A 23563-nucleotide genomic window follows, 5' to 3' on the forward strand; every position below is an offset into this window, starting at 1 on the left:
CTGCCAAGGCCCGTCCTGCACCCAGCTATGGTGTGCATCACACCTGCGTCAAACGGAATTGCCGCAGATTTTTCCAGAGCTGCCGCATTACGACTGCGCGGAAGGTCCAACCTGGGTAGCGATTTTACTGCACACGAGCGCTCCGCCACCGAAGTACCGCAATGGATCACGCTCTTTGGTCGACGCGCTCTGCGAGTTGGAGTGGGGGATTGCGGGTTCAGCGTTGCTCGCATGTCTATGTCGAGACTACGCCCGCGAACGCAGGCGCATTTTTTGCGCGACAACCCAAGCCAAACAGCGGAATCAGTTGTCGGCGACGCCAGCTTGCCACGGATCGACGATCGGGACGCCCGTCGCCGTGAAGTCCGAAACATTCTGTGTTGCCAGCGTCATGCCGTGCACCAGTGCAGTGGCTGCAATCCATGCATCCCGCTCACTTTTCGGGTCGGGGGCATGAAGCTGCGCGCAACGCGTCGCAATTTCCGCTGACATCGCAAGCACCCGCCCTTCAAATGTCGGATACACCGTATTTATCAGCCAACGGCGGAGCATGGGACCTTGCACAGGATCCCGACGCTCCATCCTGAGCACTCCATGTTCCAGCTCGAAAATGGTCATGGCAGAAAGGTACGTCGTGTCCGGGGCGACCGCTTCCAGCCATGCCACGAAACCCGCATCTGCCCGGCCGCTCCCGAGCTTGCGGCTTTCGGAGACGACATTGGTATCGAGTAAAATCATTCCTCGAGGATCGCCTCGTCCCGGCTCGACATGCTGGCGCGAGGCGGCTCCCAATCAAAGTGGACCGGCTCGGACGGCCGCAGCGCCGCCGCCAGGGACCGTCGTCGGTCGGCCATATGTTCAAGCGCTTCTTCGATTATTTCCGCTTGGCTGCGTCCCGAGGTCGAGAGCAAGCGCAACAGTTCGACCGCTTTTGATGAGCGAATCGTGATTGGCGGTTGCTGGCGGCGGACAGTGGCGACCATTACACTTCTCCTTCGCCTGATATAGGCGCGTGCTTGTACGCGTGCAGGCACGATGACATTGCGCCTACCTTACGCCTCTCACGCGAGCATGGAGGTCGCGCAGAAGAAGTGGCTCCGCCTGACGCACCTGGTAAAGTGCTGCGATGTAGATGCTCAAGATGGTGGGCGCATCGCCGCCAGTGAGTTGCTGGACACGCCCCGCGATGCGAGCGGCTGTTTCGTTCACCCCGCGCGGCGCGCCCAGGTGATGCTCTTCGCGACCGCTCAGCCCAGCCGTCGCCAGTTCTTTCAATCGCTGGGCAACCGCCGCAGCTGGCACCAGATCCAGATTCTCGACGGCCACCTGAAGCGTTGTGCCCCAAGCGAGCAGTGACCGCGTACTGCAGATCAGGTGACAATGCGCCTCGATCAGCAGATCCATGCCCGAAGGCGATAGCCTCAATTTGAACGTGCGTGACTGGCGCGCCATAGCCGTCCGTCTCCTACCGATCACGCCCGGCACTGCTCGCGTGCCGCCGCGGCGAGCCGCCCAATCGCGCGAGCGGCACGTCATTGCCGCTCACGCGACTGAGCAGCGCTTGTTCGACACCCGCGACTTTTTGCGCCCGGCTGCGCCCTTGCAAGTGGTTGCGCGACCGCTTCGGCCGGTCACTGCCCTGCTCATTGTGCGGCCGTTCCGCACCGACCATGCATTGCCGTGCATCGAGAGGGCGCGAACTCACGGATCGCCCAACTCGAGCTTCCATTCGATCAGCGCGCCGTAGCGGCGCGATGAGGAGACACGTCATGCCGATCCGGTCATGGTGCATAGCTTCGCCTGCCCTTCTACCGACTATTCTCATTCTCCCCTCCCCGTCCCAGGCGCAGACCTATCGTCCGGACGCGGAAGGCTATCCCTGTGCGGCCCGCACGCCGCTGGCGGTCGCATCGACCGATCAGGGCTTCACGATCGAGCCACGTCGGCAAGTCCCCACGCGGGTCGCGGCGCAGGTCGAACGACAGGCAGTAGCGATCGGAAGCTCGCTCAAGCTGGACCGCTCGATCTTCGTGACCGCCGGCAACACCGACACGGAGGCGGAAGATGCTGCGCGTCGTTGAGGTCGCCATCGCCGTTGCGCTGCTCGGACCAAACCTAGCCAACGCTCAAGGGGCACCTGCCGCCGATACGGAATCGTTCGCTGCCGCGGCAGCCGAAGCGCAACAAGCCCTACGCCAGACCTTCACGAACCTGCAGTTCGAGGACTTCGGACCGGCGCCTGTGAAGGGTCCGCTATATCAAGCCAATGCCGGCGGGAGAATGATCTATTTCGCGCCCGAGAGCGGTCATCTTCTCTTCGCCGCGGTCTATGACCGGAACGGAGTCAATGTGACCGCGCTGGCGCAGGATGCGAGCGCGCGAAAGCGGTTCGGCGCGATCGATACCAGCCAGGCTCTGGCGATCGGTCCGCCTGGCGCTCGTCAAGTGATCGAGTTCACCGATCCCGACTGCCCCTATTGCCAGGCGCTAGACCGATATTGGTCGGCCAAGGCCGCCGAAGGCAAGCAGGTCCGCCGGCTGATCTTTTTTGTGAGCGGGATCCACGCGCAGGCGGCGGCGAAGGCGGAGCATATCCTGTGCTCGCCCGATCCGGCGGCGGCGTTCAAGGCGATCTATGCCGGCACGGCACCCAAGACCCCGCTCAAATGCCCCGAGGGCGCCCGCAAGGTCGCGGCGCAGGGCGAGGCCGTGCGCAAGCTTGGCATCTCCGGCACCCCGACCCTGTTTCTCGACGGCAAGATGATCTCCGGGTTTCAGCAGGCCGAGATCGAGGCGTTTCTCGAGGCCAGCCAGCGCGTCGCCGAGCCACCCGGCTGATCGCAAAGCCGCGGCCGGAGCGCCACTAAAACCTCAATTGGCGGGTCTCGTCTCAGCCTGCGCGGCGTCATGCCGCTGCGGCGGGAGGAGCACCGGGATGCCGGCGAGCGTGCCCCTCTTGGGGGCCGTCCAGCGCGCCGCCGGCCGGCAGCGATCTCATGTCGAACCGGCAGGCATATGCGGACGGCTCTCATCGCCAGGAGACCATCAATGCTGAAACTGATCCATCATCGCGGGCTTCGTACCGCCGACAATTTGCTGCTGCTCATGCTTGCGTTGGGCGTCGGCGCGGGCGCGGCGCATGCCTTCGCCCAGCCCCAGGTCGGCGATCTTGGCTACGACATCTACAACATCGTCGTGAACCAGGGCGTCAAGGGCCCGCTCGGCTTTGTCGGCGGTGTCGCCGCCTTCCTGTTCGGCGTCTCGCGGCTGTTCTCGAACATCATGATCGGCATCCCGACGATCGTGGCTGCGGTCTGCCTGATCAAGGCGGACTCGATCCTGCAGACCTTCGGCATGATCATCTGAGGGCATGTGGCTGCGGCTCACGCGGCTGCTCACGAGCTGGGGGCGATGGTCGCCTCTTGGAACTCACGCTTGCGCGTGACGAAGCAAGGAGAAGGGCGTTGGATGAACGTCTTCCACAATTCCTGCACCGGCCGGTCCAGATCCTCTGGTTCGACAGCCAGGAGTTCATCGTCGTGATGTCGACCATCTTCGTCGCCGTAATCGTCGGCGGGCTGGTCGGTTGGGCGCTCATCGGCGCTCTTCTCCTCTTCATTCCCTGGAAGCGCACCAAGCCGCGCGGATTCATCCCGCACGCGGCCTGGCGCTGGGGCCTGCTTCGCTTCCGTCATTATCCGGGTCCGACCCAGACCCGCTTCTACGAGTAGCTCCGATGGCGCACCCATTTCAGCGCAAGGCTCCGGCCGACATGATCGGCGACACGCGGCCAAGCTGGCACCTGCATCGCTATCTGCTCGGCTCGGCGAACCTGTTCGAGGAGAACCGGCTGCTCAAGTTCGCGATTGCCGGCACGTTCGGCATCACCGCGGTGCTCGGCATGCTGCTCTATACGTCGAACCTCAACCAGCGGACGGTCATCGTCCCGTTCGGCGCTGGCGGCGACCTTTACGTCACCGGCAACAAGCCATCCGAAGCCTATCTGCGCACGATCACGCGCAACATCGTCAGCCTGTCGGGCACCTATTCCGCTTATTCCGCCGACCAGCAGTTCCAGGAGCTGCTGAGCCTCGTCCACCCGACATCCTATAACAATTTACGCGACAGCCTGAATGGGTTGCTCGACGAGCTTGCGCGCAACCCGACCCTGTCGATCGCGAGCTATGTCCGGACCGACAAGCCGGTCACCTACACGACCACCGAAATCGTCGTCCCGGTCGAGAAGGTGCGCGTGATCGGCGGCGTGATCCGCAAGTTCCAGGGCATGCTGCGCGTCCGGTACGTGATCGACAATGGCCGTTTCTGGCTGACCGCCCTCCAAGAGGAGAATTTCAATGCCGATCCTCGGTAAGCGCTCGAGGCTTGCCTCGAGCCTGGCCGCGCTGTGCGCCGCCTCCCCCGTGCTGGCGCAGTCGATCGCGGCGCTGCCCGACCAGACGAGCCGCATCCGATTGTCCAACCGGGACGTCAATCACATCGTCTGCGTCGGAGGCGAGATCGAGGACGTGAAATTCTCGGCCGAAAAAGGCATCGCGGTCGAGCGTGGCGGCTCGGACGCGTGGATCAAGTTCCTGGTCAAGGAGATCGACGAGGCCGGACTCAAGACGCGCAGCTTCGTCACCGTGCCGGCGGAATTCTACGTCGCCTGCAACGGCGCCATCTACCCGCTCTATGCCGAGCCTGCGGACATCGCTGCGCAGACCGTGACGCTCGTGCCCGGCACGACCCAGCGCGGGCGGGTCAACGAGGCGCTGCTCGGCCCGTTGGTCGAGGAGGAACGCGCCGTGTCGATCGCGCTGTCGCTGCTGCAGGACCGGGTACCCGGCTCGTTCAGCGAGGTGGCGCCGAACCAGTCAGCGCTGACCGTCGCTGACCTCCCCGGCACGGTGATCCGCGAACGGCGGCGTCTGGCGATCGAAGGCGCTGGACTGTCGGCAAGCGAATATCTCGTGACCAGCCCCGTCGCCGTCACGCTCGACGAGCGCAACTTTCTCGACGGAGCGCTTGGCGCCGACATCTTCGCGGTCACCCTCGACCGCCTGACCCTTTCGGCTGGCGACGCCGCTCGGCTGATCGTCATCCGCCGGAGCAATGCGTCGTGACGGAAAACCTGGAAACGCCTTCGAATGAGCCGCCTCGCGCGATGCGCGGCTCGTCCCGGTCCGAGGTCGATCATGAGACCGTTGCCGAGCGGCCGGCACTGCTCGACCTGCGCTCGCAATGGCAGCGGCTGACCTCTGACCAGAAGCTGCGCGCCAAGCAGTTCAGCGTCGCTGCGGTGATCGGCGTCGTCGGGGTGGGCCTCTACACCGCAAGCTCAGGCAATAACGACGACGCAACGCCACCGCCTGAGGCGACCAAGCTCGACATGGGCGCCGGGCTTCGCGGCGACAGTCTCGAGGTCAAACTGCGCGGCGACCTGCAGAAGATCCTCGACGGCCAGAACCTGCTCGGCGACCGCGTCACGGCGATCGAGGAAGGCAAGGTCGCGCCCTTGGCCCAACCAGGCACGCCGAGCCCTTCGGGAGAGGATCTTCCCCCTGCTCTGCCGGGTGACGTGCCAGATTATCCGCCAGCCCCGCCCGACGCATCGGCAGGCGCCAATCCGCCGCCCATGCCGCCCGTGGCCCCGGAAGCGCCGCCTGCCCCACCAGTCGAGCGCCAAGTCGGCGCGATCGGTGCGGCCACCAGCGCGCCGGCGGCGGCACCCGGAGCTGAAGGCTCAAAAAAAAAGCTGCGCACGATCTATTTGCCACCTGGTTTCATGAAGGCGCGGCTGCTGACCGGGATCGACGCGCTGGCGAGCAAGGATGCGACCAGCAATCCCGAGCCGATCATCGCGCGTGTGCAGGCGCCCGCCGTGCTCCCAAATGACGTCAAAGCCAATTTGGCCGGCTGCTTCGTGATCGGGAACGCGACCGGCAGCCTCGCCAAGGAGCGGGTCGAGGTGCAGCTCGTCTCGATTTCGTGCATCGATTTCGAGGAGCGCGCGGTCGTCGACCAGCCGATCAAAGGCTTCTTCGTCGATGCCGACGGCAAGAAGGGCCTGTCTGGCAAGGTGGTGACCCGGGCCGGCGCGACGCTCGCGCGCAGCTTCATCGCCGGGACGATCGCCGGCATTGCACAGACAGTGGAGAGCAGCGTGGGCGACGTGTCAACGTCAGCACTCGGATCGGTGCGCAGCCTCGATCCCGCAGATGCCGCGAAAGCGGGCGTCGCCGGCGGCTTCGCCAAGTCATCCGACAAGCTCACCGAATTCTACCTCGATCTCGCGCGCCAGGCCGGGCCCGTTGTCGAGGTCGGCGCCGCGAAGGACGTGGTCGTCGTCATCCAGGAAGGTCTCGCCCTCGAGATCAAGCCGACCATCGGGAGCAAGTTTTGATGACGCCTCATCATCCAAGTTCAGGAAGCAACCAGATGCGCAACGCGCCAGTGCGAGCCTGCGCCCGGGCCACTCTGCTCGCCGCGACGATGCTGTGGCTGCCGGGCTGCGCCACGCTCGGCTCGGTGATGTCACCTTACTCCGAGAAGTTCAGCTGCAAGAATGACGATCACGGCCAGTGCGTCCATCCTGAGCAAGCCTATGCCGATGCCGTCGCCGGCGTCATCTCCAAGTCCGATCCCCGCGTGACCAACGACAGGACGATCCTCCGCGATCAGGTGGGAGCGGACATGAAGCCGCGACGCGGCAGGGCGCCGGCCACGGCTTATGGCAGCTATCGCGACAGCCTCTATGCCGAGATGAAGGGGCTGCTCGAAGCGCCGGTAACGCCGATGCTCAAGCCGGCGCGGACCGTGCGCACCCTGATCCTGCCTTATGCCGACCGCCAGCGACCCGACCGGCTGTACATGCCGCGTTATATCTACTCGATCCTGGACAAGCCCGCCTGGGTGGTCGGCGGAACGCTCGTATCAGCGCCATCGCGCGCCGCCCAGGCGCCGGTGCTTGGACAGCTGCAGGAAACGCCTGCCGATGCCGCGGAGCGTCCGGCGCCGGAGCTACGGCGATGAGCGCGCGCGCCTCCACGCTCAGCTATTCGCGGCTGCGCAACAATGTGCGCCGCGACAGCTTCTCCGATTTCCTGCCGCTGATCGCGTGGGACGCGGAAGCGGAAGCGTTTCTCTGCGTGGACGATTGTTGGGGCCACGCCTGGGAGATCATCCCGACCGCCTATCTCTTCACGCATGTGCAGAGCGCGCTGCAGGGGCTGCTCAACATTCATTTCCCGGACGGGACAGTGCTTCAGCTTCACACCTTTGCCGATCCGCTGATCGACGAGACGCTCGACGCCTTTCTCGACCTCAAGACCCGCGACGACCCGCTGATCCAGGCTTCGGCGCGGCAGACCCGAGCTTATCTCAGCGAGGGCCGACACGGCCTCAAGGCGTTGCATGGCATTCCGGTGCGTAACTTTCGCACCTTCCTCTCGATCAAGACACGGCGGCGCCTTGATGAGGATCTGCGGCGGCAGGTCGAGGAGCAGCTCGCCAAGCTTGGCATCCGTCGGCTCGCGCCCGAAGAGCTGGTCGCCTTCTACCGTCGCATCTTCAACGGCATCAGCCAGGCCGCACCCGGCGTTTTCGCCGACGGCACAGCGCCAGGCGCGCCGCCGATCGCCAAGCAGATCATCGATGCCGGCCCAGATTTGAGCTTCGAAGGCCCCGAGGTGTTCCTTGGCAATCAGGTCGCGCGCTGCCTCACGCCCAAGGCGCCGGCGCGGCGCATTACCGCCGAACGGGCGAACCGGCTGCTCGGCGGCATGCGCGGCAGCGCCGAGGATAGCGACCAGGTCGGTGGTCCGTTTCTCTACACGCTCAATATCCTGTTCGATCATTCGCAGTTCGAAATTCACAAGCGCGCGCAGATCCTTTCCGCTCAGAAGGCGGCCGGATCGTTCGCGGTCGAGGTCGGCAAGCAGATCGAGGAGATTGGCTGGATCCTCGACGAGGCGGGCAACTCCAAATTCGTCCGCGTGATCCCGACCTTGTGGGTGTTCGGCCGCGACCGCCACCATGCCCGCGAGCTCGCCGCCCGCGCCAAGCGGCTATGGGAAAGCGAGCCACTGCCCTTCTCGATGCAGGAGGAGAGCTATCTCAACCCGACGCTGCTCGTGATGAGCCTGCCGTTCGGGCTTTATGCTGACCGCACGACGCTGCGCATGCTCGAGCGCGACTTCCGCATGCCGGTGAAGGCGGCGGTGCTGATGTCGCCGATCCAGACCGATTTTCGCGGCGGCGGCCGCCCGGCACTGCTCTATACCGGACGCAAGGGGCAGCTGGTCACGCTCGACTTGTTCGACCCGCGAATCAACAATTACAATTTCATCGTCTCGGCGGAGAGCGGCGCGGGCAAGAGCTTCCTGCTCAACAATCTGTGCCAGCAATATTATGCCTGCTCGGCGCTCATCCGCATCATCGATATCGGGGGCAGCTACCGCAAGCTCTGCACGCTGTGCTCGGGCCGCTATATCGACATCGGCGAAGAGCGGATGGTGCTCAACCCCTTCGACATGGGGCTGGCGCTCGACGGTGACGACAAGCAGTCGGCGATCACCATGGCGGTGGCGATCGTCGCTGAGATGGCGAACGCTTCGACGCGCACGGGCGTGACCACCTCGCAGTGGAATCTGCTCAAATCGGCCGTGCAATGGGCGATCGACAGCGGTCGCGCCGATCGCGGCGTCGATGCCGTGCGCGAATGGCTCGGCACCTACCCCGCCCAGACCCACAGCGATCTCGATCGCGTCGATCATCTCGTACCGATGGCGCGCGAGCTCGCCTTCAACCTGCGCGATTTCGGGTCGGACGGCGCCTACGGCCATTATTTCAACGGTCCGTCGACCTTCGACATCCGCAACGACGAGTTCGTCGTGCTCGAGCTCGAACGCCTCAAGTCGATGCCCGACCTGTTCAACGTCATCGTGATGGTGGTGGTCAACGCGGTCACGCAGGAGCTGTATCTGTCCGCCCGCGACCGTCCGCGCTTCGTGCTGTGCGACGAGGCCGCGCAGTTCATGACCCGCACCGAAGGCCAGGATCTCTCGCGGCTCGCCGAGGCGTTCGGCCAGGGCTATCGGCGCGCGCGCAAATATCGCGGCTCGTTCGGAATCGTGCTGCAGTCGATGAACGATCTCCAGCTGTTCGGCGGCACGGGGCAAGTGATCCTCGAAAATGCCGCGACCCGGTTCCTGCTGCAGGGCTCGACCTACGACAAGGCGGTCGACAACAAGATCCTCGATTATTCCGGGTTCGTCCTCGACCTGCTGAAATCGGTCCGCAACTCAAAGCCCAATTACAGCGAGGTGTTCGTCGACTCGCCCTTGGGGCTCGGCATCGCGCGCTTGGTCGTCGATCCCTTCTCCTACTGGATCAACACCTCGGCGCCCGAAGAGGTCGCCGCGTTCGATGCGCTGATCCGGCAGGGACTGTCACCGCTCGAATCCGTCTGCCGCCTGGCCGGAGTCGATCCGGCGACTATCCTTGGCGCTGGCCATTTCGCCGGCTCGGCGCGGGAAGCGTGAGCGTCATGCGCCAGAAATCGATCGTCCATCCCGACCAGCTGCCGCTCCGCTTTGACTCCCGGGCCGATCTCGATCGGCTGGTCGAGCAGCGCGCCGCCGAGCGCCTCGAAGCCGATGCGTTTCTCTGGCGGCTCCGGATCATATCGATTGAATCGCTGCTGCTGGCTGGGCTCGTCGCCGGGCTCGCGCTTGCCGCTCGTCAGCCCAGCGAGACGATCGTCCGCGCCGCGACGCTTGCTGGTGCCGCCTGTTTCGCTGCGGGCATGCTCGCGCTTGGTCTGACGGCCGGCATTGCTCGGCTCGTCGATCGCATCCGACAGTGGAGGTGCAAGTGAACGGCCTGGCTTCGCCCGATCCGTCGCCCGCCGCGCTGCGGCTGATGATCGGCAGCTATGTGCTGCTGTTCATCGAGCTGTACCTCGTGATGCTTCGCCCCGATCTGGCGCTCGACCTGCGCTGGATCATCTGGCTGGTGACCTTTGTGTCCGGCGCATCGTTCCTGGTCGCGCTGTGCGGGCTGCCGACCGCCGAGGATTTCGGAGGCGGCGATGATCGCTGAACCGAGCCTGCGCCTCGCCATCCTCCAGGGCCTGACCGTGGCGGCTTTGCTCGCGGGGGCCGCCGTGATCGGGATCACCGGCGTGGCGGCAAATACCCCCCAACCTGCTAAAACCGGAACCTCCACCATCGGGCGCGTCTGGCCGATCGCCGAGCCTGATGCCCTGGCGGAGATCGAGGCGAAGGTCGCCACCCTGCCAAAGGACATGAGCCGGCAGTTCGGTCCGCGCGCCAATTGGTCGGCGCTACGCGCCGCGTCGCTCGGCGTCGCGTCGGTCGATCGTACCCGCGCCGTCGTGCCCTTCCACACGCTCGAATTCGACATCAAGTTGCCCGATGGTCGGCTCATCTATCCCAAGGGCTACAGCTTCAACCCGCTCAGCTATGTGAAGCTGCCGCAGCGGCTGGTGGTCGTCCACCCGCGGGATCTGCCCTGGGCGCTGCGCACCGCGCGCACATCGGACTTCGTGATCGTCACCGCGGGGGACGCAATCGAACTCGGAGAGCGCACCGGACGCGCCATATATTTGCTCGAGGAGCGGGTGAAGGAACGGCTTGGCTTGACGGTCGCGCCAGTGATCGTCGCTCAATCAGGTCACAAGCTCATCCTGACCGAGATCGGCCCGAAAAGCCGCTCGGCCGGCATCGCCACCCCGCAGCGGGAGGCAGCGAAATGATCGCTCGAACTCGTGCGCTGCTGGCGGCGCTTGCACTTGGCATTGCCGCGCCGTTTGCACTTCCCGGCGAGGCGCAAGCTTCCAAGTGCAAGGCGGGGACGATGTTCAACCCGATCACCAAAGTGCGCTGGAACTGCATCTTTCCGATCTCGATCGGCGGCGTGCGGGTCGGCACGCACGACAAGCTCGACAAGGCGCTCGACGCGCAATCAGCGTCCAAGCCGCTTTGCGCGTGTCGCAAGGGACTCGAAGTCTGGTTCGGAGTGAAAGTCTCCTACTGGTCGCCCAATCGCATGATCGATGTCGTCACCGAGCCCGGCTGCATGATGGCGCTTGGCGCCGATCTGATGGCCACCGGCGGCAAGCTCCAGGGGAGCCAGTCCTCAATTTCTGACGGAACGAACACGCGCAAGATGTTCGCGCAGCTGCATTATTATATCTCGCCGGTCTGGGCGATGCTCGACATGTTCACGGATCTGCCGTGCCTCGAGAATGACGGGTTCGACGTCGCGCTGATCACTGAAGTACTGCCGACCTGGCAATCGGCGACGCTCGGCGCGATCATCCAGCCCGAGGCGATCCTGTTCGGCAATCCTGCAGCTGGCCTTGCCTGCATGGCGGACAGCGCCGCCGCGGCAGCGGGCAAGGTCATCGATCCGCTCTTCTGGTGCATGGGCAGTTGGGGCTCTACCTACCCGATCGCCGGCGACATCCATTTTGGCGACAGCGTCGAGGCTTGGGCAGGCCTGGCCGCGCGTGGCACCTTCATGATGGGACGGCTCGGCGCGCTGACGATCAGCTCGCCCGATGGCTGCTCGTTCACGCCGAGCCCGATCTGGACCAAGTCCCGTTACAAACTTCAGCTGATGGAGCCGGTCAAGGCCGGCAAATGCGTCAATATCGGGCGGCCGGGCGCGCTCTGGACGAGCGGCAAGCACGCGCCCGGTGAAGACAATGCTCAATTCATGTTGTTCGAAAAGGTGATCTGCTGCGCCGGAATTCCGGTGCCATGAGCAGGTTGCTTCCCCGACGTCTCGTGTGCGCAGCCGGTAACGTACGGTCTGCCCGCCAAGGCCTGGACGGCCGCTGGCGCGCATGCGGGACAGGAGCGGCGCCGCTTCCCCCCGGCGGCGTCGCTCCACCCCTGGCCAGCGCGGCCGCACCTTTCCTCCCACGGCCAAGGCTCGCCTCCCCGGCCTGCGCCGTTTCGGCGGCCGCGCTGGTCCTTCTTGCAGTTTCAGACGTCGCACTCGCCCAGAGCATGGAAGACCGAGCGCGCGCGGCCGCGGCAGCCTCGCGGGCAAGGTCGAGCGATAGCGATGCGATCCAGCGCAACTATGTGACGCCGGGCCTTGCCGGGCAGCCGATCAGCACGGTCGATGCCAAGCGCAGCTTCGAGACCAACCTCGCCTGCCAGAAGACCGCGAGCCTGCTAGAAATTCTGGTCCAGCCCTCGCCGACCGGCGACCTCGGCGCGGTGCAGGTTGCGCGCGACGTGGATCTCGACGGCACGATCGACAGCCGCTCGACCCTGCCGGTGCCGGTCTCGGGCTTGTGCGCCAACGGCATCATCTCGTGCCAGCCCGGCAGCTGGAGCGGCTGCCGCACCTATCGCTGGGACGTGGACAGCGCACGGAACCTAAAGCTCGCCGAGGCCGCCATGCCCGAACTCGCCGGCTGCTACTGCATCAACGCCAGCTGCGGCGCGAACCTCGCCTGGAGCAATATGCCCGGCGTGCTGCGCGACCTGGGCGGCGGCATGATCGGCGCGCTGACCACCGCCGATCCGCGAATCGGTGTCGCGCAAGCGCTGATCGAAGGCGCGATGATCCGCTATGTCGGGGCGCAGGCGACGGCCTGCACGAACAGTCCCGCCTTGTCCCAGCTCGCCTATCGCGCCACGCCCACGACCATTGCCGGCGATGCGCAGGCGGTCTCGGCGAGCAGCTCGGTGTTTCAGGCACTCTCCGGTTCGCCCGCTGGACTTGGGAAAGCACAGCAGCTGCGGCAATGCACGATCGAGCGGCAAGTCAGCGTCACCGGTGCAAGCATCGACGTTATCGTGCAGCGCGTTTCCGGCGGCTATGCCACCAACCGCTATGGCAAGTCGGTCGAGTTCCTGATGGGGTCGCCCGCCAACAATTCGCTCGAGGGCGGCAACTGCAGCCTGTTCGACTTTCGCATGACGCTGCGCGTCGAACAGCCCGAACGCATCACCTCTGCACGGCTCATCGAATATTTTGGCGATGACTGGGCGCAAGTGCGGATCGATGGCCAACTCATCGCCTCAGGACCAAGCCCTTGGACCAGCGAAGGCCTCCCGCCCGCAAAATGCGAGCGCAACGGCGCCTTCCATGCAGCCCCCAATGTTGATCTGAAGCCTTGGCTCAGCAAGGGCGATCATGAGGTCTGGCTGCGCGTCGCGGTCGCCGATGGCGGTGAGGCCATGGCGCGCATCCAGCTCGAGCTCGACGACAGCTGCAAGTTCGGCGAACGGCTCGTCGACCGCTGCACTGCGATTGCCAGCGATCGCAAGTGCCGCCTCGACAGCGAGCATGTCGATAGCGTGCAGACATTTCGCAACGGCGTGAAGACGGGCCTCCATCCGCTGCCGCAGCGGCGGCAGTTCGGCACCTCGGCCTGCCCGGTCGAGCTGCAGCGAGATTTCTTCCAGCGCGACCGCGTTTATACCTGCGAAATTGACAGCAGCGCACTGCCGGCACCTGATCTTAGCCGTGGCACCTATATCCTCGACCGCTCGACCGAGGCACTGCTCGCCGATCGCGTGCGGACCGCAGATGGCGGCACGCAAGAGAGCATCAGGCCCTTCAGCCTGCCCGCGCGAGGCCCAGTCCCGGCCTGCGAACCCATCTGCAAGACCCGGGCACCGACGATCAACACCGCCGCCGCGCCACAAGGTGTGGTTGGCAGCCGCCAGAACGACCCGGCGTCGTTCGACACGTTCTACCATAGTTGCGGAGACGATAATCGATGCCCGCTCGGACCCGGCGAGGAACTGGTCTCCGCCTGTGGCTGCCTCAATGATTTTCCCGAGGCGGTAGTGATGATGCAGACCGTGCGCCTCGCCGGCGCCGATCTTACCTGCACCGCGGCGCCGCAATGATGGAGCGGCACTGGTTCACGCCAACCCGCGTTGCCCTGCTCCTGCTGGCGTTGATGGCGTTCATCGTCATGACCCAGACCGCTTGGGCAGCAGCCAGCGCTGACACAGGCGCGTTGTCATCGCGGCCAAGCTCGTTCGCGCTCCAGGTCAATCCGAGGCTCCCGACGGAAACCGGCCAGAGCGGTCCGAAAGCGCCGGTGCTGCCCGCCCTATGGAACCCCGATCCAGATTCACAGCCGGAGCCGCCGCCTGCGACGGCCCCAATGCCCAAGTCTTACTCTGCGCCCGCCCCAAGCCCTGCCCTTGGACCTCAACTGTCGTCTGGCGGAGCAAGCCAGATCTGCGCCGCTGACCTCAACGGGAATGGCGATGCGGCCGATGCCGGCGAGGTCGCATCATGCATCGCTACCTTGCCCTCGGGCTGGCAATGCCCGCTCCAGCAGACGGCCTGCGTCACCGACGTCCAAGGCCAATATGCCTGCCCGCTCGGACCCCAACATGGTTGCGCGGTGCCGATCGGCGGATCCACGCCGACCTGTTCGCCAAACCAGTGCGCCGACCCCAGCGTCACCCCGATCGAAGAAGTACCGCCGATCGACGATCCAGGCACCCCGGCTGACGGCGGCATCGATGCCGATGGCAACTGCATGGGCCGGATCGAGATCTTCAGCGGGCGCGCGATGCGCTGTCGACCGCCCGGTCTCAGCGTGACCTTCGCCAGCTGTTGCCGTGACAAGGGCAAGATCATCAAGGATGGCATGGGCTCACAGCTGACCTCGCTGAGCACCAAGATCGCGGTCGCCAAGGGGGTGTTCAACGGGATGAGTGCCGCGTTCGCAGCGTTCAAGGCGGGTGCGACCGCCAGTCAGGCGGCCAACGCCGGCGCGAGCGCGTTGATCGCCGGGTTCGACCCAACCTCGCTCGCGATCAGCCTGGCGATCAACTTCATGATCGAGTTCCTGTTCAACGGCTGTGACAGCCAAGATATGGAAACGGCCATGCTGCGCAGCTCTGGCATGTGCCATGAGGTCGGCAGCTATTGCACCTCGAGCTTCCTCGGCATCTGTCTGCAAAAGGCTCGCGGCCATTGCTGCTTCAACACCAAGCTTGGCCGCATCATCCAGGAGCAGGGCCGTCCGCAACTCAAATCGTTCAACGGCGTCGGCTGGGGCACGCCCAAAAAGCCGCTTTGCCGCGGCTTCACACCCGAGGAATTCCAGGCGCTCGACTTCAGCAAGATGGATCTTAGCCAATATTATTCCGAGATCGAGTCGCGCGCGCAGGACCAAATTCAGATCCAGATGAAGGACAAGATCGATGCCTATCTCAAGGCCATCGGCGAGTAGCGCGTTTGGGCTCGCGCTCACGCTGGTTGGCGGAGCGGCGCTTGCTCAGGACACGGCGAAGAGCCGGATCGAGCGCGAAGGCGGCACCGCGATGCAGCGGCTCGAGAAGGCCGTCGGCAAGGCGAAGCTGCAGGAGTCCACAACCCGCGGCCCCAACCTGTCCGCACGACCCGACCCCCACTCGCGCCAGCGCGCCTTTGAAGGGTTGCGCAAGCATCGCATCTCGCCCGAAATCGACCAACGCGCACGCGCCGCGCGGGCCGCGGCCGAAACGCAGTTTGCGGCGCAACGCGAGCATATGGCCGAGCGCTTGCGCGAAGCGCTGGGTCTTCAGCCGGCCGAGATGGATGCCGTCGCCAAGGCGGTCACGCGACCGCCATCGAGCTGGGTGCCGGTGCTGTTCGTCTCCTCCTCGATGCCTTTGCCGGTCCTGCGCGCCTATGCTCAGCAGCTCGAACGAGCCAAGGGCGTGCTGGCATTTCGCGGCATGCCGGGCGGCATGCGCAAGATGGGGCCAATGGCCAAGCTCAGTACGCAGATCCTTCGGATCGACCCTGGCTGCGAGGGTCCGGCCTGTGCGATGCGCAACGTGCAGATCATCATCGATCCGCTCGTCTTCCGCCAGCATGGCATTGCCCGTGTGCCCGCGCTTGCCATGATCCCCAGCGATCCAGCGCAGCCCTATTGCGAGCGCGAGGCGGATAGCCCGCGCGCAGCCCATATCGTTTATGGCGATGCCGCGCTTTCGGGCCTGATTGAGGAGTATCGCCGCATCGGCGGTGAAGTCGAGGTCAAGAATGTTCAGGCTCTGCTGGGCGGCGCTTAGCCTGATCTTCGCACTGGCTCGGGCGCTCGCCCGCCTACCGCGGCAGGCGGCGGTTGCGCTCGGCGGGGAGCAAGCAGACCAGCCCGCTCGGCCCCGCCGGCTGCTCCTCGCGCTCGCCACGGCCCTGCCGGTGTCCCTCGGCGGCGCCTGGGTACTGCCCCGGATTACGCTGGTGATGAGTCCGTCGGTCGATGCCTGGATCGTCAGCCCGGCCCCCGGTACGATCCACAAGGGGGATCTCGTCCAGTTCATGCTCTCGCATCCAGCGGTGGGACCCCAACCTGTCAGCGCGACCAAATATGCGCTCTGCCTGCCTGGCGAACGGCTCACCCTGGTCGAGCAGCCCGCCCCCTTTCCGGCGAACCGCCGTACCGGCCATTTCTACTGCAATGGCTCTCTCCTCGGCGTAAGCTTCCCGGTGGGCCCTAGAGGCTTGCGGCTCGAACATGCGCGCTGGCACGGCGTCATTCCCCCGGGATATGTCTATGTCGGTTCCAGGCACCCTCGCGGATTTGACAGCCGCTATGTCGGCTTGGTGCCGCTCACGGCATTGCAGCGGATGCGGCGGCTTCTTTGACGATCTGCCTGCGCGCGTGGTCGCCGAGATTTCCACCACATCCTGCCAACTGAAATTGCGATAGAGCCGCAACGCAATTGGCAAGAGCGAGCGCACCAAGCACGGCCTGTTCAAGGTGTCCCGTTTCGCCCGTTAGATTTTGCGTCGTGGCATCGCTGAGGAACGGGAGGGTTTCAACGCAGGCCATAGCCGTCGCTTAACGGGAACAAAGACACGTATCAGATGTCCTATGTCCTAAGGACATAGGACATCTGATACTGCGTTGCAACCACTTTGCAGCAGGCCGCAACTCGCACAAACTACTTGACGATTCCTGTATCGAACTCCATACGTCCTAAGGACGTATGGAGTTCGATACTGATGTCGATGTATCTTAGTCAGGCAATTATTCGACTGCTGACCGACGACAATCTGCCGCTGGTTACCGAGTATAGCCTTTATCAGCGCGTGCGCCCGATACTGGTGCAAGGTAGTTATGCCGGCGAGGCAATCATCCGTCTCCCCAGCTACTGGAAGCATACGCAGCTGCGCGCTATGATCCGTACGCTCGAGAAGAAGCGGATCCTCGCATCGGACGATGATTTCAAGGCCGGCGTCTGGCGTGTCATCCAGGCGTCTAACGCCCCGACCGCAGAAGAAGCGATCGTGATGGTCGACCCCTTCGCCTACATCTCGCATCTCTCGGCGATGCAGCGTTACGGCCTTACCGACCGCGCCCCTGAGGCATTGCACATGACCACCCCAGCGCGGCCGTTATGGACGGAATTGCGCGATGCGCGGATGGAAGATGATTATGAAGAAGAGTTCGACATGGTCAATTTGCCGCCGCTGACCCGTATCGGCGTCAAATCGCAGGTCCGCCGCCGGTCTGTCGTGATGCACGAATCCAAACACCCTGCAGATCCCACCCCAATTGCCGGCACCATTGCCAAGATTGCGCCGATCGGCCGGGTTTTTGTCGACATGCTCGACCAGCCGGCCTTGTGCGGCGGCATCCAGCACGTGCTGGATTGCTTCGAACGCCATAGCGAAGACTGGCTGCCCGATATTGTGGCAGCGGTTGATGCCGTCGATAGCCCGATCGTCAAAGTTCGCGCTGGCTACATTCTAGACGAAATGCTCAATCTCACCAATCCGCGTATCGCGCGCTGGACCGCGTGTGCGCAGCGCGGCGGTTCACGGAAGCTCGATCCCCAGGCGGCATATGGCAATACCTACTCCGAAAAATGGATGATCGCGCTGAATGTCTGAGCCCGTCCTGCCCTCCGACGCCCCGATCGATACTGTCGATGTCGATATTCGCGCCTGGGTGGAACGCGCGCGCGCCGATCCACAACTCTACCGCGATCGCCAGGTCACCGAGATCGTACTTGCTGCGATCGGCCTGTCACTCTCACTAAAGGAGAGCTTGGTCCTCAAGGGCGGCACCTTAATGGCGATCGCCTTCGGATCGCGGCGCGGAACAGGTGACGTCGACTTCTCGGCAACAGTGGAACCCGACGGGTTTGCTGAATTGCTACGTGCCGAACTCGACGCCAAATTGCCTATCGCGGCAATCAAGCTGGGATATCTCGACTTAGTCTGCCGCGTGCAGGGGCTCAAGCGGCGCCCCAAGCCCGAGCTGTTCGAAGGTGCCGACTTCCCAGCACTCGAATTGCGAATTGCCTCGGCCGAGCGCGGTACGAAACAGGAAACGGCGCTTGCGGAAGGTCGTGCCGGGCGGATCCTCATTGTCGAGGTCAGTTTTCGCGACCAAGTCTATGCCTTTCAGGAACTCAACCTCGGCCGCGCCGACGTGGCAGTGCAAGCCTTCACCGCAGAGGAACTGATTGCAGAAAAGCTCCGGGCATTGCTGCAACAACCGATCCGCAACCGCAATCGGCGTCAAGACGTCTATGATATCGCCTTTCTGATCGAAGCCAATCCGCCAAGTGCGGAAGCGCGTGAGCAGATCCTCGCTACCTTGCGTGAAAAATGCCGGACTCGCAATATCACGCCGGACAGGAACTCCATCAACGATCCTGAAGTCGCGGAACGGGCCGAGCGCGAATGGAATACGCTCAAGCTCGAAATCGCAGATTTGCCCGTATTCGCTCCGCGCTTCGCTCTCGTCCGCGACCTGTATCTGGCGCTGCCTTGGGAGGTTGAAGGCCAATAGCTGCTCACGCCTGAGAGCAGAACTACCCGCTCAGCCATCCTTACGCAAGATTGACGAGCGTCAGAACCAGGGCAAGGTCGCTTACCCATGCGAGTGGCGTGTGCGACTTTCTCAAAAGCACGCGCGGCAGCGATATCATCGCCTATTTACAGTTGCCGGCATCCACGCGGATTTGACGGCCACTATATCAGCTTGTGCCGCTCGCGGACTTGCAACGATGTGGCGGCTACTTTGACCAACTGTGCGCGCGCTCGCCCGCGTTTCCACCACACCCGGTCAATGAAAAATCTTTAAAGGCTCAATGCGATTGGCAAGAGCCGGCGTGCCAAGTACGGGCCGGATCAAGGCGTCGGGAGGGCTTTAGCAAGTGCAGAACCGCTCATGACGTCGCTCGGACAGCTCAGACCAGGCAGCATGATCGCGCCATTGCGCTATGCCCGCTTCCGCAACATCTGGCTGGCGAGCCTGCTCTCCAACCTCGGATTGCTGATTCAGGGCGTAGGCGCGGCTTGGGCAATGACCGAATTGAGCAGCAGCGCGACGCTCGTGGCGCTGGTGCAGACGGCCACGATGCTCCCGGTGCTCCTGATCGCTATCCCGGCCGGGGCGATTGCCGACATGTACGATCGCCGTACGGTTTCGATCGTTGCGCTGTTGATCTCGCTTACGGCGGTGAGCCTGCTCTTCATCCTGTCACTGCTGGGCGAGGTGTCCGCAATTGCCATCCTGGCGTTCTGCTTCGCCATCGGCTGCGGCATGGCCTTGTTCTGGCCGGCATGGCAGTCGTCAGCTGGCGAGCAGGTGCCGGTCGAGAGCCTGGCCGCTGCCGTGGCGCTCAACAGTATCAGCTTCAACATCGCGCGAAGCTTCGGCCCTGCCCTGGGCGGCGTCATCGTCGCCGCTGCCGGCGCGGTGGCATCCTTTGGCGCGAGTGCGCTGCTGTATCTGCCGATGCTGGGTGTGCTTCTTGCCTCGAGCAAGACGCATGAGCCATCCCGCCTGCCCCCCGAACGGCTCAATCGCGCCCTGATCTCCGGCATTCGCTACATCCTGCACTCGCCGGCCATTCGCATCGTCATCGGCCGAGCGCTGCTGCTCGGCTTGCTGGCGGGCTCCGTAACCGCGCTGATGCCGCTGGTTGCCCGAGACCTTCTCAATGCGCAGGCGAGCACCTTTGGCGTGCTGCTCGGCTCCTATGGCGTGGGCGCGGTCGTCGGCGCGTTCAACGTCGCGCGCCTCAAGCTTAGGCTTGGCTCCGAAGGCGTCGTCCGCGTCGCCACCATCATTCTGAGCGCCGCGACTTGCACGATCGCGTTCAGCCGGAGCGAATTCCTGACCTGCGTGGCGCTTGCGGTGGCAGGCGGCGGCTGGATGCTCGCGACGACGGCGCTTAATATCGCAGTGCAGCTGCCGGTGCCGCGTTGGGTCGCGGGACGCGCGCTCGCAACCTTCCAGGCGAGCATTGCCGGGGGCATTGCCATCGGAAGCCTGGGTTGGGGCGCGGTCGCCGATTCAACCGATGTCCAGACGGCGCTGCTGATCTCGGCGGCAGGCATTCTCGCCTCGATCCTGTTCGGACTGCGCTGGAAGATGGAGGAGGCTCGAAGCGACGGCGCGAGTGCGTCCCCGGATTTGCCCGATCCGACGGTAAAGCTGGCCGTGACGCATCGCAGCGGACCCGTCGTGATCGAGCTGGAATATCGCGTTGCGCTTGACGACGCGCGTCCCTTCTACCGCATCATGCAGCAGGTCCAGCTCAGCCGGCAGCGCAATGGTGCCTACGCCTGGTCAATCGCCCGTGACCTGGCCGAGCCCGAGCTGTGGGTCGAACGCTTTCATTTTCCGACCTGGATCGACTTCCTGCGCATGCGTAACCGGCCCACGGCGGGCGAGCGATCACTGGAGGACCAGGCCAGCGCGTTTCAGATCGGCGGTGAGCCTGTTCGCATCCGGCGTATGCTCGAGCGACCGTTCGGATCGGTGCGGTGGAAAGCGGAAGCTCGCGACCGTGGCCTGCCCGAGACCTTCATAACTGGCGCCGGAGGTGGCGCGTAGCGAGTGTGGCACTCTGGCACTCGGAAGGACCTGGCTTTTTTCTCCCCGATCTGATTGCCGATGCCATAGGAGAGGTGACTGTCGCAACCGGACGGCAAGCTGGTGATCGGACTTGATCTCCGCCGAGAGACGACCAGCAACCGGAGTGATCAGCCTTTGAGATCGAGCAGCGGCAGCGGTTCGGAGGCCTCACGCTCGAAGTTGGAGACCGTCACACCGACCAGCCGAATGCCCATCGTCAGCGGGTAGAGCGTACGGATGAGTTCGACGCTGGTGCGCCGCAAGTCGCCCGGATCACGCACTGGACGCGCGGCAGTCCGGCTGCGCGTGACCTGCCGGAAGTCAGCGAACTTGGCTTTGACCGTCACGGTGCGCCCGAACATGCCGCGATCGGCGCACCAGGCCGCGACATCGTCGGCCATGCGCAGCACGCCCGCCTCGATCTCGGCTGGGTCGACCAGATCACGCTCGAAAGTCGTCTCCGAACCTGACGACTTGCGCTCGCGGTTGGGGTTGACGGGCCGGTCGTCGATCCCGCGCGCTATGCCGAAATACCATTCGGCTGAGCTCCCGAAATTGGCGACCAGGAACTCGCGCGATTGCGCCCTCAGATCGCCGCCGGTCTCGATGCCGAGCCGTTTCATCTTCGCCGCGGTCACCGGTCCAATGCCATGAAATTTAGTGACCGGCAGGTCCTCGACCCAGGCGGCACCCATGTCAGGTGTTACCGCAAACTGCCCATTGGGCTTGCGGTGATCCGAGGCGAGCTTCGCCAGGAACTTGTTGTAGGAGATGCCGGCTGAGGCGGTGATACCAGTCTCCTCAAGGATGCGCGCCCGGATTTCCTTTGCGGTCGCCCATGCGGTCGCGATGCCGCGGCGATTGTCCGTGACGTCGAGATAAGCCTCGTCGAGCGATAGCGGCTGGATGAGTTCAGTGTAGTCGGCAAAGATCGCGTGGATCTGGGCAGACACCGAACGATAGACGTCGAACCGGGGCGGCACGAAGACAAGCTCGGCGCAGCGGCGCAGCGCCGTGACCGACGGCAAGGCTGAGCGCACGCCAAAGGCCCGCGCCTCATAGCTTGCTGCCGCAACGACACCGCGCCGCCCGCCATAGCCGACCGCTACTGGGCGGCCGCGAAGCACAGGATCGTCGCGCTGCTCCACCGACGCGAAGAACGCATCCATGTCGATGTGAATGATCTTCCGGACAGGTGCATCGCTCACATGAGCCACATAGCAAGGCTCGAACAAAATGTGAACTCGCCGCGATCACGACCGATCGAGCGCCCCTGCCCGACCTGCTCCTAACCGGCAGCGACGATCGGCCGCTCGAGCCGCACCGTGTCCAGCAGGCGCTCGACTTCCCCGATCTCGCGCGAGGTGCCTGAGGGCGCGACCGACCAGTTACAATGCGCATGTGTGGCGGCGTCGTGCACCTTGATCGGTCCGATAACGGCGCGCCACCGCCGCTGGCTGCCGCCGGCCTTGCGCATGAGCTGTTTGACAAGAAGATCCTGAAGCTGGCTCGCCGTCATGGCCGACGCTCTGCATTGGGCAGGGCTGCATCGCAAGAGCGACGATTTCAGGACGCGCCCCTCCCTGGCCTAGCGGCAGGTCGGGCAGGCTGAAGATACGCGCAGTTCGGCTGCCGAACGCCATTCCCAGCGGTGTCGGCCCGCGATACTGACTGGCGATGCTTGCTCGCTTCACAGTCCTCCTCCTCGCCACGTCATTGACGAGCAGCTGCATGAACGCGCCCGCGCCGGTCGCGGCCAAGACGCCGGGATCGCTGAAGCTCGCCAGCTGGAACCTCGAACATCTCGCCGAGCGTGATGGCGTGGGTTGCCGCCCGCGCAGCGAGGCCGACTATGCCGCGCTCCGCCGGCATGTGTCGGCGCTCGACGCCGATGTCATTGCCTTCCAGGAGGTCGAGAGCCGCGCCGCGGCGCAGCGCGTCTTCGATCCTACGCGTTACGATGTGCTGATCTCCGGACGCCCAGCGAGCGGTCGGGGTGGCAACTGCTATGGCAATCCCGGCCAAGTAATCGGCCACCAGGCCGTTGGCTTCGCAATCCGCAAGGGCGTGCACTGGAAGCGCAATCCGGACCTGACCACCCTCGCCCTCGGCAATCCCGACCTGCGTTGGGGCGTCGACATCACGGTCGAGGGCGCTCGGCCGATGCGGCTGCTCGCATTGCATCTCAAGTCCGGCTGCAATTCCGGTCGGACGTCGACCGACGTGGATTGCCCGGTGCTGTTCAGCCAGCTCCCGGTGCTCGAGCAATGGATCGATGCGCGTGCTGCAGCTGGTGAGACGTTCGCGGTGCTCGGCGACTGGAACCGGCGGCTCGCCGCCCGCGGCGACACCTTCTATGCCGAGATTGATGACGCCGATCCGGGCGATGCCGACCTGGCGCTTGCAGCTGGCGATCGTCAAGCCGGCTGCAAGGCGCGCTATCGCGAGTTCATCGATCATATTGTACTCGGCGCCCGCGCCGCTCAGCGGCTCGTCCCGAATTCATTCGAGGAGTATCGGTACGGCGACGTACAGGAGGCTGAGCACCCTTCCGACCATTGCCCGGTGTCAATAAGGCTCGGCCGGCCGTGAGAACATTTCGCTGCGCCTTTCGCGGAGGCTCGCCGACAATGTCCCGTGCGGAACGACGTGAACTGGACTGGTTGCTGACTGGTAGGT

The 23563-nt window shown here is 64.4% G+C and carries 26 protein-coding genes; 22 read left to right on the forward strand and 4 right to left on the reverse strand.

Annotated features, from left to right (window positions below):
• Nucleotides 1-303: 303 nt before the first annotated feature.
• Nucleotides 304-738, reverse strand: coding sequence for a type II toxin-antitoxin system VapC family toxin (locus ACO05N_RS15110; RefSeq protein ID WP_069319546.1), 435 nt, complete (start codon nucleotides 736-738; stop codon nucleotides 304-306).
• A complete protein-coding gene (locus tag ACO05N_RS15115; protein ID WP_069319545.1) occupies nucleotides 735-983 on the reverse strand; it encodes a hypothetical protein in 249 nt (82 codons plus the stop codon). Before ACO05N_RS15115 ends, ACO05N_RS15110 begins: the two co-directional genes overlap by 4 nt.
• 88 nt (nucleotides 984-1071) lie before the next feature.
• Between ACO05N_RS15115 and ACO05N_RS15120 the strand changes: the two genes are divergently transcribed.
• From ACO05N_RS15120 to ACO05N_RS15220, 21 genes are all read left to right on the forward strand, one after another.
• Complete coding sequence (locus ACO05N_RS15120; RefSeq protein ID WP_069319544.1) at nucleotides 1072-1356, forward strand: hypothetical protein; 285 nt, start codon at nucleotides 1072-1074, stop codon at nucleotides 1354-1356.
• 413 nt (nucleotides 1357-1769) lie between these two features.
• The gene (locus ACO05N_RS15125; protein ID WP_069319542.1) at nucleotides 1770-2081 is read left to right on the forward strand and encodes a hypothetical protein; all 312 of its coding nucleotides are present in this window, start codon (nucleotides 1770-1772) and stop codon (nucleotides 2079-2081) included.
• The gene (locus tag ACO05N_RS15130) at nucleotides 2065-2838 is read left to right on the forward strand and encodes a DsbC family protein (RefSeq protein ID WP_069319541.1); all 774 of its coding nucleotides are present in this window, start codon (nucleotides 2065-2067) and stop codon (nucleotides 2836-2838) included. Before ACO05N_RS15125 ends, ACO05N_RS15130 begins: the two co-directional genes overlap by 17 nt.
• A 210-nt stretch (nucleotides 2839-3048) precedes the next feature.
• Nucleotides 3049-3366 carry a hypothetical protein gene (locus ACO05N_RS15135; RefSeq protein ID WP_069319540.1) on the forward strand — a complete coding sequence of 106 codons (318 nt, stop codon included), beginning with the start codon at nucleotides 3049-3051 and terminating at the stop codon, nucleotides 3364-3366.
• A gap of 98 nt (nucleotides 3367-3464) precedes the next feature.
• On the forward strand, nucleotides 3465-3731 hold the full coding sequence (locus ACO05N_RS15140) for a type IV conjugative transfer system protein TraL (protein WP_069319539.1): 267 nt from the start codon (nucleotides 3465-3467) through the stop codon (nucleotides 3729-3731).
• 41 nt (nucleotides 3732-3772) lie between these two features.
• Nucleotides 3773-4372, forward strand: coding sequence for a TraE/TraK family type IV conjugative transfer system protein (locus ACO05N_RS15145; RefSeq protein ID WP_079246949.1), 600 nt, complete (start codon nucleotides 3773-3775; stop codon nucleotides 4370-4372).
• A complete protein-coding gene (locus ACO05N_RS15150) occupies nucleotides 4356-5123 on the forward strand; it encodes a type-F conjugative transfer system secretin TraK (RefSeq protein WP_069319537.1) in 768 nt (255 codons plus the stop codon). The genes ACO05N_RS15145 and ACO05N_RS15150 overlap by 17 nt, the downstream gene beginning before the upstream one ends.
• Nucleotides 5124-5164: 41 nt before the next feature.
• Entirely contained in the window at nucleotides 5165-6403 is a 1239-nt protein-coding gene (locus ACO05N_RS15155; protein ID WP_069319571.1) for a TraB/VirB10 family protein, read from the forward strand.
• A gap of 35 nt (nucleotides 6404-6438) precedes the next feature.
• A complete protein-coding gene (locus tag ACO05N_RS15160) occupies nucleotides 6439-7032 on the forward strand; it encodes a TraV family lipoprotein (RefSeq protein WP_069319536.1) in 594 nt (197 codons plus the stop codon).
• On the forward strand, nucleotides 7029-9542 hold the full coding sequence (locus tag ACO05N_RS15165; RefSeq protein WP_069319535.1) for a TraC family protein: 2514 nt from the start codon (nucleotides 7029-7031) through the stop codon (nucleotides 9540-9542). The genes ACO05N_RS15160 and ACO05N_RS15165 overlap by 4 nt, the downstream gene beginning before the upstream one ends.
• On the forward strand, nucleotides 9539-9877 hold the full coding sequence (locus tag ACO05N_RS15170; RefSeq protein ID WP_422057862.1) for a hypothetical protein: 339 nt from the start codon (nucleotides 9539-9541) through the stop codon (nucleotides 9875-9877). The genes ACO05N_RS15165 and ACO05N_RS15170 overlap by 4 nt, the downstream gene beginning before the upstream one ends.
• The gene (locus ACO05N_RS15175) at nucleotides 9874-10101 is read left to right on the forward strand and encodes a hypothetical protein (RefSeq protein WP_069319533.1); all 228 of its coding nucleotides are present in this window, start codon (nucleotides 9874-9876) and stop codon (nucleotides 10099-10101) included. The genes ACO05N_RS15170 and ACO05N_RS15175 overlap by 4 nt, the downstream gene beginning before the upstream one ends.
• Nucleotides 10091-10777 carry a conjugal transfer protein TraW gene (locus ACO05N_RS15180; protein ID WP_241527223.1) on the forward strand — a complete coding sequence of 229 codons (687 nt, stop codon included), beginning with the start codon at nucleotides 10091-10093 and terminating at the stop codon, nucleotides 10775-10777. Before ACO05N_RS15175 ends, ACO05N_RS15180 begins: the two co-directional genes overlap by 11 nt.
• Nucleotides 10774-11790, forward strand: a complete 1017-nt coding sequence (locus ACO05N_RS15185; RefSeq protein ID WP_069319532.1) for a TraU family protein — start codon at nucleotides 10774-10776, stop codon at nucleotides 11788-11790. The genes ACO05N_RS15180 and ACO05N_RS15185 overlap by 4 nt, the downstream gene beginning before the upstream one ends.
• A 248-nt stretch (nucleotides 11791-12038) precedes the next feature.
• Nucleotides 12039-13901: a hypothetical protein gene (locus ACO05N_RS15190; RefSeq protein ID WP_422051221.1), complete on the forward strand. Its 1863-nt coding sequence runs from the start codon at nucleotides 12039-12041 to the stop codon at nucleotides 13899-13901.
• 263 nt (nucleotides 13902-14164) lie between these two features.
• Complete coding sequence (gene traN / locus ACO05N_RS15195; RefSeq protein ID WP_069319569.1) at nucleotides 14165-15247, forward strand: conjugal transfer protein TraN; 1083 nt, start codon at nucleotides 14165-14167, stop codon at nucleotides 15245-15247.
• A complete protein-coding gene (locus ACO05N_RS15200; protein ID WP_069319530.1) occupies nucleotides 15219-16073 on the forward strand; it encodes a type-F conjugative transfer system pilin assembly protein TrbC in 855 nt (284 codons plus the stop codon). The genes traN and ACO05N_RS15200 overlap by 29 nt, the downstream gene beginning before the upstream one ends.
• Nucleotides 16045-16650 (forward strand): peptidase, encoded by a 606-nt coding sequence (locus tag ACO05N_RS15205; protein ID WP_422057863.1) that lies wholly within the window; start codon nucleotides 16045-16047, stop codon nucleotides 16648-16650. The genes ACO05N_RS15200 and ACO05N_RS15205 overlap by 29 nt, the downstream gene beginning before the upstream one ends.
• Nucleotides 16651-17010: 360 nt before the next feature.
• On the forward strand, nucleotides 17011-17901 hold the full coding sequence (locus tag ACO05N_RS15210) for a type IV toxin-antitoxin system AbiEi family antitoxin domain-containing protein (protein ID WP_422057864.1): 891 nt from the start codon (nucleotides 17011-17013) through the stop codon (nucleotides 17899-17901).
• A complete protein-coding gene (locus tag ACO05N_RS15215) occupies nucleotides 17894-18808 on the forward strand; it encodes a nucleotidyl transferase AbiEii/AbiGii toxin family protein (protein ID WP_422057865.1) in 915 nt (304 codons plus the stop codon). The genes ACO05N_RS15210 and ACO05N_RS15215 overlap by 8 nt, the downstream gene beginning before the upstream one ends.
• A 414-nt stretch (nucleotides 18809-19222) precedes the next feature.
• Nucleotides 19223-20863 (forward strand): MFS transporter, encoded by a 1641-nt coding sequence (locus ACO05N_RS15220; RefSeq protein WP_422057866.1) that lies wholly within the window; start codon nucleotides 19223-19225, stop codon nucleotides 20861-20863.
• A 149-nt stretch (nucleotides 20864-21012) separates the two neighbouring features.
• On the opposite strand, the gene dinB is transcribed toward ACO05N_RS15220, so the two are convergent.
• Together dinB and ACO05N_RS15230 are read right to left on the reverse strand one after the other, a co-directional pair.
• Nucleotides 21013-22092: a DNA polymerase IV gene (gene dinB, locus ACO05N_RS15225; RefSeq protein WP_422057867.1), complete on the reverse strand. Its 1080-nt coding sequence runs from the start codon at nucleotides 22090-22092 to the stop codon at nucleotides 21013-21015.
• Nucleotides 22093-22172: 80 nt separating this feature from the next.
• Complete coding sequence (locus tag ACO05N_RS15230; RefSeq protein WP_069319525.1) at nucleotides 22173-22403, reverse strand: hypothetical protein; 231 nt, start codon at nucleotides 22401-22403, stop codon at nucleotides 22173-22175.
• Nucleotides 22404-22615: 212 nt separating this feature from the next.
• Between ACO05N_RS15230 and ACO05N_RS15235 the strand changes: the two genes are divergently transcribed.
• A complete protein-coding gene (locus ACO05N_RS15235) occupies nucleotides 22616-23476 on the forward strand; it encodes an endonuclease/exonuclease/phosphatase family protein (RefSeq protein ID WP_422057868.1) in 861 nt (286 codons plus the stop codon).
• Nucleotides 23477-23563 lie beyond the last annotated feature (87 nt).

It is taken from the genome of Sphingomonas sp., from assembly GCF_965227385.1.
In the GTDB taxonomy this organism is placed as follows: Bacteria; Pseudomonadota; Alphaproteobacteria; order Sphingomonadales; family Sphingomonadaceae; genus Sphingomonas.